8 protein-coding genes are annotated in these 13,060 nt (G+C 56.9%); 2 read left to right on the forward strand and 6 right to left on the reverse strand.

Going from position 1 to position 13,060, the window contains the following annotated elements:
• Positions 1 to 473: 473 nt before the first annotated feature.
• A complete protein-coding gene (locus tag ACXADJ_RS11455; protein ID WP_475065954.1) occupies positions 474 to 2,810 on the forward strand; it encodes a glucose/quinate/shikimate family membrane-bound PQQ-dependent dehydrogenase in 2,337 nt (778 codons plus the stop codon).
• A 135-nt stretch (positions 2,811 to 2,945) separates the two neighbouring features.
• On the opposite strand, the gene ACXADJ_RS11460 is transcribed toward ACXADJ_RS11455, so the two are convergent.
• Positions 2,946 to 4,238 carry an NCS2 family permease gene (locus tag ACXADJ_RS11460; RefSeq protein WP_028294885.1) on the reverse strand — a complete coding sequence of 431 codons (1,293 nt, stop codon included), beginning with the start codon at positions 4,236 to 4,238 and terminating at the stop codon, positions 2,946 to 2,948.
• Between the two features lie 210 nt (positions 4,239 to 4,448).
• Here ACXADJ_RS11460 and ACXADJ_RS11465 point away from each other — a divergent pair, with 210 nt between their 5' ends.
• Entirely contained in the window at positions 4,449 to 4,991 is a 543-nt protein-coding gene (locus ACXADJ_RS11465; RefSeq protein ID WP_028294886.1) for an adenine phosphoribosyltransferase, read from the forward strand.
• Between the two features lie 82 nt (positions 4,992 to 5,073).
• On the opposite strand, the gene ACXADJ_RS11470 is transcribed toward ACXADJ_RS11465, so the two are convergent.
• The 5 genes from ACXADJ_RS11470 to ACXADJ_RS11490 form a co-directional block, all read right to left on the reverse strand.
• Positions 5,074 to 5,343 (reverse strand): CPXCG motif-containing cysteine-rich protein, encoded by a 270-nt coding sequence (locus ACXADJ_RS11470; protein ID WP_475065958.1) that lies wholly within the window; start codon positions 5,341 to 5,343, stop codon positions 5,074 to 5,076.
• A gap of 34 nt (positions 5,344 to 5,377) precedes the next feature.
• Positions 5,378 to 5,770 (reverse strand): DUF6482 family protein, encoded by a 393-nt coding sequence (locus ACXADJ_RS11475; RefSeq protein ID WP_475065960.1) that lies wholly within the window; start codon positions 5,768 to 5,770, stop codon positions 5,378 to 5,380.
• A 160-nt stretch (positions 5,771 to 5,930) separates the two neighbouring features.
• Positions 5,931 to 6,812 (reverse strand): transglutaminase family protein, encoded by an 882-nt coding sequence (locus tag ACXADJ_RS11480; RefSeq protein ID WP_475065963.1) that lies wholly within the window; start codon positions 6,810 to 6,812, stop codon positions 5,931 to 5,933.
• On the reverse strand, positions 6,812 to 9,355 hold the full coding sequence (locus ACXADJ_RS11485; protein WP_475065965.1) for a circularly permuted type 2 ATP-grasp protein: 2,544 nt from the start codon (positions 9,353 to 9,355) through the stop codon (positions 6,812 to 6,814). The genes ACXADJ_RS11480 and ACXADJ_RS11485 overlap by 1 nt, the downstream gene beginning before the upstream one ends.
• Before the next feature lie 245 nt (positions 9,356 to 9,600).
• Positions 9,601 to 13,011 (reverse strand): transglutaminase family protein, encoded by a 3,411-nt coding sequence (locus ACXADJ_RS11490; RefSeq protein ID WP_475065969.1) that lies wholly within the window; start codon positions 13,009 to 13,011, stop codon positions 9,601 to 9,603.
• Positions 13,012 to 13,060: the final 49 nt, after the last annotated feature.

Consider the following 13,060-nt stretch of genomic DNA (forward strand, 5'->3'; position numbering starts at 1 on the left):
CTTATCTGTTTCCAGTTTCTCTTTTTCTGGCTTATCTGTTTCCAGTTCCTCTTTTACGGCTTCTGTTTTTCCAGTTTCTTTTTTGGGGGCTGCGCAACCATTCTGCAGGTCAGCAACGAAGCCGCCACAACCCGAAAACTCAGTAAGTTAACTACCTTTTCATCCTGCCAACCTCTCCCGCTATCCCAGCTAGTCGCTCCCACCGATCACTTCCTTCTATCAATCCAGACAGCCGATTCGTCACAGTAATTTTCATCTATTGTTGCAAAACCTTGCATCGTTGCTCCCATGGATCAGTGTGAAACACGCGCCCACGGGAACTCTGCTGTATAACGCCGGTTCTACCGGACGTACTACTGAAGATTCCAATAGTTCCCATTTTTTTGAAAATTTACCAAACAGGCGATCACTGACCCTGCGATGACTCTATGAATACGGTCACTCGGAACAGCGACGCCTTGAGAGGATTGCGCATGGTTATTTACTCAGCTTTGCTGTCCCTGGTGGGTTTGGCGTTGCTGCTTGGCGGCGGCTACCTGATCACACTGGGCGGCAGTTTCTTTTATGCACTTTCCGGTATCGCCTTGCTGGCGACCGGCTTACTGGTCAAGAAAAACCCACGATCCGCGCGCTTTGTGTACGCTGTACTGCTGGTTGCAACCCTTATCTGGTCGTTGTGGGAATCCGGCTACTACTGGTGGGCGCTGGCAACCCGTCTGGGCATGTTCCTGATTCTGGCCATCCCACTGCTGTTTGCAGCCAGCGACAAGCGCGGCAAACTGATTTTGCCAGTGTGGGCTTTGGTCGCCGTGATTTCACTGGGCTCAACCCTGCATGATCCCTATGCCGTCGACGGCAAAATGAGCACCGCCGAGAAGATCACCAACGCCGATACCGGCACCGCGGGTAACAACGACTGGTACGCCTACGGCCGCTCCAACTATGGCCAGCGCTACTCGCCACTGGCACAAATCACACCCGACAACGTAAACCAGCTGGAGCAAGCCTGGCAGTACCAGACCGGCGACCTGAAAGGACCAAAAGACGTGGGTGAAACCACCTACGAAGCCACACCAATCAAGGTCAACAACACCCTGTTTATCTGTACCCCACACAACTGGGTGGTGGCGCTGGACGCCGATACCGGCGAGAAAAAATGGCAGTACACCGCCGACATTGGCCCCGATATGTCACGCCAGCACCAGACCTGCCGTGGCGTTTCCTACCTGCCACCGGCATCCGGCATTGATCCTGTGATCCAGACCGTCAGCCAGGCCTCCGAGAAACTGCCAGCGGTTGAATGCGACGCACAGATCTTCCTGCCAACCTCCGATGCTCGCCTGCTGGCACTGGACCCGGCAACCGGTGCCCTGTGCAGTAACTTTGGTTCAGACAGCAACAAGCCTGGCAGCATCGACCTGACCCAGGGCATGCCGTTCAAACAATCCGGCTTCTACTACTCTACGTCGGCTCCGCTGGTCGCTGCTGGCAAGGTGATTGTGGCCGGTTCGGTGAACGACAACTACGCCGTCAATTCGCCATCCGGTGTGATTCGCGCCTTCGATGCCAAAACCGGTGAACTGGTCTGGAACTTCGACTCCGGCAACCCGGACGACACCGCGCCGCTGGGCGAAGGTGAAACCTACACCGCCAGTTCTCCAAACAGCTGGTCTACCGCATCAGCCGATGAAAAGCTGGGACTGGCCTACTTCCCGATGGGCAACCGCACCCCGGACCAACTGGGCATGTACCGTAGCCCGGCGGAAGAAAAGTACGCCACCTCGGTGGTGGCGCTGAACCTGCAAACCGGCCAGCCTGAATGGGTACAGCAGTTTATCCACCACGACCTGTGGGATATGGACACTCCGGCACAACCGTCGCTGCTGGATTTGAACACCAAAACCGGCAAGCAGCCGGCGCTGGTGATCCCGACCAAGCAAGGTGATGTGTACGTACTGAATCGTCAAACCGGTGAGCCGATCTTCCCGATCACCGAGCAGGCAGCACCGCAAGACACCACCATTCCGAATGAGCACACGGCGGCGACCCAGCCAAGCTCGGCACTGAACTTCAAACCAGCCAGGCTGCAGGAATCCGACATGTGGGGTGCAACGCCACTGGACCAGCTGGTGTGTCGTATTGAATTCAACAAGCTCAAGTACGACGGCCAGTACACCGCGCCATCAACTCAAGGCACACTGGTGTATCCGGGTAACTTCGGGGTATTCAACTGGGGCAGCATTGCCGTTGATCCCAACAAACAACAGATGTTCGGCATGCCCTTGTATCTGGCGTTTGTGTCGACTCTGGTCGACAAGGACGGCGCTGATCTGGGTGAAACCAACAAGGGCGAAAGCGGCCTCAATTCCAATGAAGGCGCTCCGTACGCGGTTAACATGCACCCCTTCCTGTCGCCACTGGGCGTTCCTTGCCAGCAGCCACCATGGGGCTATGTTGCCGGTGTCGATCTGACCACGGGTGAGAAAGTATGGCAGCACAAAAACGGCACCATTGAAGACCTGTCGCCACTGCCACTGCCTATCAAAATGGGGGTTCCAGGCATCGGAGGCCCGGTAATCACTGGCAGCGGTGTGGTGTTTATGTCGGCAGCGGTTGATAACTACCTGCGCGCCTACGACCTGTCGACCGGTGAACAACTGTGGCAGGCCCGCTTGCCAGCCGGTGGTCAGGCAACACCGATGACCTACCTGAACAGCAAGGGAGAGCAAATGGTGGTTCAGGTGGCCGGTGGCCATGGCTCGATTGGCACCACCATTGGCGACTACATTGTGGCTTACAAGCTCAAGTGATCATCGCCACGAGCCTGTCGGTTCACGGGGCATCATGCCCCTGAAGCCAAAACCATAAAACAGGCACAAAAAAGCGGCCTTGAGGTTCACTCAAGGCCGCTTTTTCGTATTAAGCCACAGTTTATTTATCAGTCATCAGTCGATAAACACCAGCTTGGCCAGCAGCAGTGCAGCAATCACCAGCACACTGACGTTCAGCTGAGAAGCTTTACCGCCCACCAGCTTGGCAATGGCGTAAGTGATAAAGCCCAGCGTCACACCGTGAGCAATCGAGAACGTCAGCGGCGTCATCAGTACCACCACGGCCACAGGCGCCGCTTCCGTCAGGTCTTCCCAATCAACGTCTTTGAGGGTGAACAGCATCAGCACCGATACATAGAAAATCGCACCTGCGGTGGCGTACGCCGGAACCATGCCAGCCAATGGCGCCAGGAAAATAGCCGCCAGGAACAGCACACCGGTGGTTACGGCTGTCAGACCAGTACGGCCGCCAGCAGCCACACCTGCCGCACTTTCAATGTAGCTGGTGGTCGTGGACGTACCCAGCGCAGCACCAGCAACGGTAGCCGAGCTGTCGGCCAGCAAGGCACGACCCAGGTTCGGCACTTTGCCGTCGGCCTTGGCCAGACCGGCACGTTGAGTCACGGCGATCAGGGTGCCAGAGGTATCGAACAGGTCGACGAACAGGAAGGCGAAAATCACGCTCAGCATTGCCACATCAAAGGCAGCACTCAGGTCCAGAGCCAGGAAAGTCGGCGCCAAAGACGGCGGCGCAGAAACAATACCACCGTACTGAACTTCGCCCGCCAGCAGGCTGATACCGGTTACCGCCAGCACTGCCAGCAGTACCGCCCCCGGTACATTGCGCTGCACAAAGGCAATAATCAGGAAGAAGCCCAGAATCGCCATCGCAGGGCCGAAGTCGTGCAGGTTACCCAAGCCCACCAGAGTGGCCGGGTTGTCGACAACGATGCCTGCGTTTTTCAGGGCGATCAGCGCCAGAAACGCACCAATACCCGCCGCAATGGCTTTCTTCAGGGTTTGCGGGATCGCATCAATGATCCATTCACGCACCTTGAACAGGCTCAGCAGGATAAACAGCACACCCGAGAAGAACACAGCACCCAGTGCGGTTTCCCAGTTGTGGCCCATGCCCAGCACCACGCCATAGGTGAAAAAGGCATTCAGGCCCATACCCGGCGCCAGCGCCACAGGCAGGTTGGCCCACAAACCCATGATGAAACAGCCAATCGCCGCAGCCACACAGGTGGCAACAAACACGGCGCCATGATCCATACCGGCATCCGCCAGCATCGCCGGGTTAACGAAGATGATGTACGCCATGGTCAGGAAGGTGGTGACACCGGCAAGAATTTCAGTGCGTGCGGTGGTACCGGTACGACTGAGCTGGAAAAGTCTTTCTAGCATGTGAGGCTCGTTTCTTTGAGTGAATGGAGTCGGATTCAGAAAGGGGCGCGATTATATTCGTAACAACAGCGTCACAAAAAGACTTCAGCGCACTAAAATTGACCACGTGGACAAAATAGTCCTGTCATTCCCTTTGTCCTACGTTAAACTGCGCCGTTTTTTGCGCCGCAATCGGCCAAAATACGATCAATGTCACCTCAGGAGTCATTCATGAGCCTTTATAGCCAGCAAATCAAAGACGCCATTCGTACCGTGCCGAACTGGCCTGAAGAAGGGGTTATGTTCCGCGACATCATGCCCTTGCTGGCTGACGCCACGGTATTTCGCAAACTGATCGACAGCTTTGTGCACCGTTATCAGAGCATGGAACTGGACGCCATTGCCGCCATCGACGCCCGTGGTTTTATCCTGGGTGCACCACTGGCCTACGAACTGGGCCTGAGCCTGGTGACCGTACGTAAGAAAGGCAAACTGCCGTTCGACACTGTGACCCAGGACTACGCGCTGGAATACGGCAAAGCCACCGTTGAAATCCACACCGACGCCTTCAAGGAAGGCGACCGCGTACTGGTGATGGACGATCTGATCGCCACCGGCGGCACCATGCTGGCGGCCTGTGAACTGGTTACCCGCCTGAAAGCTGAAGTGGTGGAAACCGCCGCCATCATCAACCTGCCGGACCTGAAAGGTGCCGACAAGCTGAAAGAAAAAGGCTTCGACGTGTACGCCATTTGTGAGTTTGACGGGCTGTAAGCTTCTCTAAAGACGTAAAACAGTGGCCTCTGGTGCGTTGCCAGCGGCCTGCAGTCGTTGCTGCTGCGTACAGACACTCATATCAAAACACATCATCCGATGTGTACACCGAGACCTCTGCGCCGCCCATGCCATCATCGTGGGTCACCATGGTGATCGGCCGACAGCAGACGCTGCAGTCTTCTATGTATTGCTGGTCAGGTACCGATGCATCGAGCAGAATTTCGATAGGCTCGCCGCAATAAGGACACCCCACCCGTCGTTGCTGAAGTTGCAAAGCAGTTTGCTGGCCTTCGTCATCAAAGGTCGGGAATTCATCTTCGAACGCCCGTTCGTCCCATTCATCAACCATGTTGGCTACCTGCTGAGATGTATTGCGACCGGCTTCAATGAACCGTTGGCGGGTTGGACCGGTATTGCCCCAGTTTGTCCCCCAGATTTTGAGGCGAACCCAACTTGTTGTCGCCCAAGGGCACTTCCATCACATTGGAACCTTCGCGCGAGGGTTGCCCAACCATTTCATCGTAGCAGCTCTGATGACGCAGCACTTGCTTGCCAATGGCCAGGCCTTCGAACACCGCCTGCAACGACACGATGTTATAGCTGCGCAGGTAGCGTCCCTGATGATCCAATATGAAATGCTCGGTGCCATCCACATGCACCGAGGCCTGATAGAGCGACAGGTCGATGGCGTGTATCACCAGTTTGTCTATGCGGGGAATCTGGCGCAGTTGTTTTACGGTCAGGGCTTTGCCCATTGGCAGGCTGTCTGTGCTCATGGTGTGCTCCGGCGGTAGTAGTGACTTCTTACGAACAACTACCGCCTGATGCTAGTCGCTAAATCCGCGCTTAACAACACTTTTGAATCGGTTTTGTATAAGTTTTTATAAACACCGTACAACTTATAAATGCAAAGCCTTGAATGCACAGCCCTGAGTCTCAGCCCATTCGGGTGACATCCACCGCTACCCGCAATACCGGGTTTTGCCCGCCGCCGTAAATCACCCCACACAGAGGGGTCACGTCGTAAAAGTCACGTCCCCACGCGGTAATAATATGCTGCTCGTGGGCCATGCAGTTATTGGTTGGGTCGTATTCAAACCAACCCTCCCCCGGTACATACACCGACAACCAGGCATGGGTCGCGTCTGCGCCCACCAGCTTCTCCTGTCCCGGCGGCGGCAGGGTTTCCAGATAACCGGATACGTAACGGGCAGCAAAACCTAACGACCGCAAGATCGCAATTTGCAGGTGGGCAAAGTCCTGACACACCCCTTTGCGGTTGGCCATCACTTCCTGCAAGGGCGTGGCAATGGTGGTTGAGGCTGGGGAATATTCAAAGTCGGTGAAAATACGACTGGTCAGCTCCATCACAGCACTTAACAGGGGCTTGTCGTCGGTGAACAGGTCACGGGCAAAGTCGGCCAGTTCCGGCGCGCTTTTGATCATCGCAGAGTCCATCAGGAACTCACGCGCCAGCAGTACCTCCGGGTCGCGGGAAGACTGCATCGCCAAGCGGGCATCACGACAGCTGATGCCCAGATCCAGGTCCGGCGCATAGGCCTGGGATTCGGTACGCACATCGCTGGTCGACGTGATCACCAGTTTTTTGTGCGGCTTCTGAATCTCGAAGTGGTAGGCCTGATTGCCAAAATAATCGGTACGCTGAGACGAAAAGTTTGCCGTCGGCAGCACATCAACCCGGCTCGACAAACATTGCTGTCGACGGCTGGTGCGTGGCGTCACGTGGGCCATGTTGTAGCAGTGGGATACCCGACTGGCATACACATATTCGGTGGTATGACGGATTCGGTACAGCATCAGAAAGCCTCCCAGTTATTACGAACCAACTGCTGGGACGCTTCACGGTGATCAAAGTATTTGTCGGTAATCAGATCGCTGAGGCCGGTGATCAGCTCGGCCAGTTTGCCCACTTGCTGATCCAGTGTCTGACGCTGAATATCGCCCTCTTCCACATGGGAAAGTTCGGCCAGGGTGGTCAGCTTGAGAATGGTCTCGCACTCCAGCACCCGCCGTTCTTCCAGTGGCAGCTCGCGATACTGGGTCGGTGTTTTTGGCAGCGCCCTCATGTGATTGGCCAGTTGTTCCAGCTGGTACGCCAACGAGCGCGGGTTGGAGCTGTCCATCATCACCAGGTCGAGGGTCGGGGTGACGCCCACCCGGGCACGATAACGACGACGGTAGCTGATCAGCGATTCCATCGACAGCAACAGCGCTTCGCAGACCTTGCTCTGGTCGGTTTCGTTCATCACCGGCACCAGCAGGCTGGTGACCGCGATGGAGGTTTGATAACCACGTTCCAGACGCCGTCCCATATCCATAAAGCGCCAGCCGAAGCCACGCATCATGCTTTCCTGAGTCAAACCGGAGAGCGCCATCAGCGCCGTTACCAGCGGGTCCAGCGCTTCTTCCGGCGCGGAGGCCAGACTGCCTGAGAACGTGGTGTCCAGGGTTGTCAGGGCATCGCGGATGTCATTGATGACGCGGAAGGTGTCCGACGATAACAACTCCTTGGTTTCGTTGGCGCAGAACAGCATGGCATTGAGGTTGCCGGAAATGCTGCTCATCACGGCACCGTTTTCGATGATGCCGCGCAGTGCGTCTTCAGCGGTTTGATCATCGGTTGGCCGCGATGGCGTGGCAGTGATCATCGACACCGAGTGCAGCAGTTGATGCTGGGTGGCTTCGCTGATGCGTTCTTCGCCGTTCAGCATCATAAAGGCGGTCCGCAGGATACGCAGCGAGGCTTCCGCTCGCTCGGCATAGCGCCCCATCCAGAACAGGTTTTCCACCACCCGGCTTGGCAAGCTGATCAGGTCCGCCTCACGGCTGACAACGTCATCGACCTGTTCGTCCAGAACGTCGACTTCCGGCTCTGAGGCAATAACCCAGGTGTCTTTCGATTTCGAGCCGGTCTGGTTCGAAATCATAAAATCACGTTCTTGCAAACCAATGCGGGTCAGACCACCCGGCATCACACTGTAGGAGGTGGCGTTGGCGACCGCAAAGCTGCGCAAAATCGTCGGTCGGGGTTTCAGTTCGCCATCCACCCAGGTTGGTACATGGGAAGCTTCAACAATGGCCTGGGCAACAAACCCGGCCGGATTGGCCTGAATACGCTCGGCCAGCTGTTGCAGTTCTTGTTCGGATTGCGATGGGCCATACACGCTGCTGCTTTCAGTACTGCGGTAGGTCGGTTTGATCACCAGCTCTGACAGGTGTTCGATAACATACTGACGGTCGTTGTCATCACCACACCACCAGGTTTGCACCGACGGCAAGCGCAGTTCGCGGCCGAGGAAATGACGGCTGATGTCTGGCAGGTAACGCAGCAATACCGGGTTTTCCAGAATGCCGGAGCCCAGCGGGTTGGCGATCACCAGATTGCCCGCCCGTACCACGTCCAGCAGGCTCGCCACTCCCAGACGGGAATCTCCACGCAGCTCTACCGGGTCGCAGAACCAGTCATCAACCCGACGCAACAGCACATCAACGCGACTCAAGCCATCCAGAGACTTCATCCACAGGAAGCCGTTGCGCACCACCAGGTCGTCGCTCTGGACCAGATGGTAGCCAAGGTAGTTGGCCAGATAGGCGTGTTCGAAATAGGTTTCGTTGTGCGCACCGGGCGTCAGTACCGCTACTCGCGGGTTGGACTGCTCAGCCAGAGAGTTGAGCTTGCTGCGCAGGCGCTGGAAGAAGGTCGACAGTCGGTGTACTTCGCTGTCGCGGAACAGGCTTGGGAATACCCGCGACATCACGTTGCGGTTTTCCAGTGCATAACCGGCGCCGCTCGGATTCTGGGTACGGTCGCCCAACACCACAATGTTGCCTTCGTGATCCCGCACCAGGTCGACGGAATGCACAATCAAATCGTGCTCGCCCGGCAGCTGAATACCATGACACGGGCGCAGGAATCCGCGATGCCCGAAAATGGCTTCCGGCGGAATAATGCCCTTTTGAATCAGGCTGCGTTCGCCGTAAATATCGCGCAGCAGCAGGTTCAGCAGTTCGGCTCGTTCCTGCAAACCGGACTCAATCTGTAGCCACTCATTGCTGCCAATAACATGCGGTACCAGATCCATGTTCCAGATACGGGTAGGACTGGTCGGGTCGCTGTAGATGTTATAGGTGGCACCGTCATCCCGCAGAATGCGCAAGGCCTTGGCTTCACGGTCGGCAAAGGCGTCTGGCCCCAACTCTCGCATGCGCTCCAGCAGGCTGGCCCAATGTGGGCGTAGGGCTCCGTTGCTGTCGACGGCTTCGTCGTGCAGCTGCGGATTCGCTTGGTAAATCAATCCGGGCTGATCGTCGGCGTCAGTCGGAAAGTCGGTGGATGACATGCGGGTACCTGAATGTTGTAAATAACGCGGGCTGCGCGCTTTGGCCGTTCAATAACAAAAGCCGATATCTGCGCCAGGTGCAAGTAGGATCTAGGTGGCACGCCTACCCGGTGGCCAACAGACAAGAACAAAAAATGGCCGCACCTGAACGGGGCGGCCATTATGTCAGATCACGTGCGATTGCTCAGCAATTATACCGAACGGGTATTCAGTCGTTGCTGATTAACGCTCTGGATCACAGCCGCTCAGTCAGGCTGACGACGCAGATCCAGCGTGAACGGATAATCCCCCGGAGATTCTTCCGCCGGCGGCGCCATTGGGCGAGGCTCGGTGTGCGGGAAGAATTCGCGCAGGGCATCCAGGTCCGGCCGTGGCGAGCTGGCTCCTTGAGTGTGCTCCGTGGTGGTAAAACGATTCACACGGCGGGACTCGGCCTCGAACGAGTTGACCGGGAAGGTATCGTAGCTGCGGCCGCCCGGATGCGACACATGGTAGGTACAACCGCCGATGGAGCGGCCAGTCCAGGTGTCGATCAAATCGAAGGTCAGCGGTGAATTCACCCCGATGGTCGGATGCAGGGCCGAGAACGGATTCCAGGCCTTGTAGCGCACACCGGCCACGTATTCACCATGACGGCTGGTTTTCGACAGCGGTACGCGACGGCCATTACAGGCCAGCACGTAGCGGTTGCCGGTCATGCCGTACACTTTGACCTGCAAACGCTCGACCGAGGAATCCACGTAGCGGGCGGTACCGAAGCTGGTGACTTCTTCACCCAGTACGTGCCATGGCTCGATGGCCCAACGCAGTTCCAGTTTCATCTCAGCCAGTTCTACCCGACCGTAATGCGGGAAGCGGAATTCCTCGAACGGCAGCAGCCATTCCGGTTTGAATTCCAGCCCATGGTCTTGCAGGTCCTGGGCAACTTCCTTGATGTCTTCCCAAATGAAGTGCGGCAGCATCCATTTGTCGTGCAGCTGGGTATTCCAACGTACCAGCTTGTGCTTGTACGGGTTTTTCCAGAAACGCATCACCAGCGCCCGGATCAGCAATGCCTGCACCAGCGCCATGCGACTGTGCGGCGGCATTTCAAAACCACGGAATTCCAGAATACCCAAGCGGCCTGATGGCGAGCCCGGCGCAAACAGTTTGTCGATACAGAACTCGGCGCGGTGGGTGTTGCCGGTAACGTCGATCAGCAGGTTGCGCATGATGCGGTCGACCAGCCACGGCAGTGCCGCTTCCCCTTCCGGCATTTGCTGGAAGGCAATTTCCAGTTCGTACAGGCCTTCGTCACGACCTTCATCCACACGAGGTGACTGACTGGTCGGGCCAATAAAGGCACCGGAGAACAGGTACGACAAGCTTGGGTGGTGCTGCCAGTAGGTCACGAAACTGCGCAGCAAATCCGGACGACGCAGCATCGGACTGTCGGCCGGTGATGCGCCGCCCAGCGTAATGTGGTTACCACCACCGGTGCCGGTGTGACGACCGTCCAGCATGAACTTTTCAGCGCCCAGACGGGACTGACGAGCGGCTTCATACAGCTCGGTCATGTTGCTGACCATGTCTTTCCAGTTGTTGGCCGGGTGAATGTTCACCTCGATCACGCCCGGGTCCGGCGTCACCAGCAGCTTTTGCAGACGCCAGTCTTTCGGTGGCTCATAACCTTCGATGATGACCGGCAGTTCCAGTTCGGCGGCGGTTTCTTCCACCAACGCCATCAGCTCAACGTAACTTTCCAGATACGGCAGCGGTGGCAGGAACAGGTGAATCTTGCCATCGCGTGGCTGGATACACATGGCGGTGCGCACCAGGTTCTGCCAATAGCCAGAGCCCTGATTGTCTTTTGGAGACTGCTCTTTGGAAGACTTGCCAGCCTTTTGCTTCACCTGTGGCTGGAAGGCCGCGGCAGGCGCGGGTTCCGGCTGACTGATGTGGTACTGGGAAGCATGGGCCAGAATGTCTGCACGGCTGTGCAATGGCTCATCCGTGCGCAGGGCATCGGCTTCCTGTGGCCAGCGGGTTTCTTCCGAATGCGGCAGGCTTTCCAGCGGCAAACGCAGACCCATCGGTGAGTCGCCCGGAATCAGCACCAGACGACCACGACGCACTTCCCATAAGCTGGATTTCCAGTTTTGGCCATACAGGTCCCACTCAACCGGCAAGACAAAACCACTTGGGGTATTCAGCCCCTGCTCCAGTACCTTGGCCAAACGGCGACGGGACAATTCGTCCTTGGCGTCGGCAATTTGGGCATCGAGGTTGGCTGGCAGGCTTTGTTCCTGCAAGAGGTAGTGCAAACCGTCCTCATAAGCCGGTTGTACGTAGTCGCCATGCAAGCCGAGTTTTTCACCCAGACGCTTACCAAAGCGTTCAGCGTCTTCAACGGTGTGGCCGTAATCCTTGTCGACCCGGGCCAGCAGCTCCGGACGCGTCCACATTGGCTCGTTGTCCTTACGCCAGAACACGCCCAGTGCCCAACGCGGTACTTCTTCACCCGGATACCACTTGCCCTGACCGTAGTGCAGCAAGCCTTGCGGTGCAAAATGGTCGCGCAGTTTCAGCAGCAGGGTTTTGGCCAGGCTGAGCTTGTCTTCACCCAGCGCTTCGGTGTTCCACTGCGCCGATTCCATGTCGTTGACGGACACAAAGGTCGGCTCGCCACCCATGGTCAGGCGTACGTCATTGGCTTCCAGCAGCGCATCGACCTTGTTACCCAGTGCAACAACGTCGGCCCATTCGGCTTCGTCGTACGGCTTGGTAACGCGTGGGTCTTCGTGGAAACGGGACACCTTGTTTTCGTAGCTGAATTCCACTTCGCACTTGTCGGTGTAACCCTGAATCGGTGCGGCAGACACCGGGTGCGGGGTACACGCCAGAGGAATATGGCCTTCGCCAGCAAACAGGCCCGAGGTTGGGTCCAGACCAACCCAGCCGGCGCCCGGCAGATAGGCTTCGCACCAGGCGTGCAGGTCGGTGAAATCTTCCGCCGGGCCGGATGGGCCATCGATGGATTTTTCATCCGGGGTCAGCTGCACCAGGTAACCGGAGGCAAAACGGGCAGCAACGCCCAGGTGACGCAGGGCCTGAACCATCAGCCAGGCGCTGTCACGACAGGAGCCTTTCGACAGTTCCAGCGTTTCTTCCGGCGCTTGAACACCCGGCTCCATGCGAATGCCGTATTCGATCAGCTGTTCCAGCTGCGAATTGACATCCACCAGAAAGTCGATGGTGCGGCGCTTTTTCAGCGAGATGCCATCGACAAATTTCTTAAACAGTGGCCCTTGCTCGTCCAGTTCAAGATACGGCTGCAGTTCCTTTTTGGTCTGCTTGTCGTAAGTGAACGGATACTCTTCGGCGCTTTCATCGAGGAAGAAGTCGAACGGGTTGATCACTGTCATATCAGCGATCACTTCCACTTCTACCGAGAATTTGGTGGTTTTTTCAGGGAAAACCAAACGGGCCAGGTAGTTGCCGTAAGCATCCTGCTGCCAGTTGATGAAGTGGTTTTCCGGTTCAACCTTGAGGCTATAGGCTTCAATGGGGGTACGGCTGTGAGGGGCCGGACGCAGTCGCACGACGTGCGGGGAAAGGTTGATGGGCCTGTCGAACTCGTAATAAGTGTTGTGCTCAATCGCAACACGGATAGTCATAACGGCTCCCGAATAAGGAATACGGAGAATGTCGAATAAGGTCGTATTT

This window comes from Oceanobacter sp. ABM4_470 (assembly GCF_056158645.1).

Coding starts and splice junctions, on each gene's coding strand:
- ACXADJ_RS11460 (WP_028294885.1), bottom strand. CDS start 4,238: ATGCTAGAAAGACTTTTCCAGCTCAGTCGTACCGGTACCACCGCACGC.
- ACXADJ_RS11455 (WP_475065954.1), top strand. CDS start 474: ATGGTTATTTACTCAGCTTTGCTGTCCCTGGTGGGTTTGGCGTTGCTG.
- ACXADJ_RS11485 (WP_475065965.1), bottom strand. CDS start 9,355: ATGTCATCCACCGACTTTCCGACTGACGCCGACGATCAGCCCGGATTG.
- ACXADJ_RS11475 (WP_475065960.1), bottom strand. CDS start 5,770: ATGAGCACAGACAGCCTGCCAATGGGCAAAGCCCTGACCGTAAAACAA.
- ACXADJ_RS11470 (WP_475065958.1), bottom strand. CDS start 5,343: ATGGTTGATGAATGGGACGAACGGGCGTTCGAAGATGAATTCCCGACC.
- ACXADJ_RS11490 (WP_475065969.1), bottom strand. CDS start 13,011: ATGACTATCCGTGTTGCGATTGAGCACAACACTTATTACGAGTTCGAC.
- ACXADJ_RS11480 (WP_475065963.1), bottom strand. CDS start 6,812: ATGCTGTACCGAATCCGTCATACCACCGAATATGTGTATGCCAGTCGG.
- ACXADJ_RS11465 (WP_028294886.1), top strand. CDS start 4,449: ATGAGCCTTTATAGCCAGCAAATCAAAGACGCCATTCGTACCGTGCCG.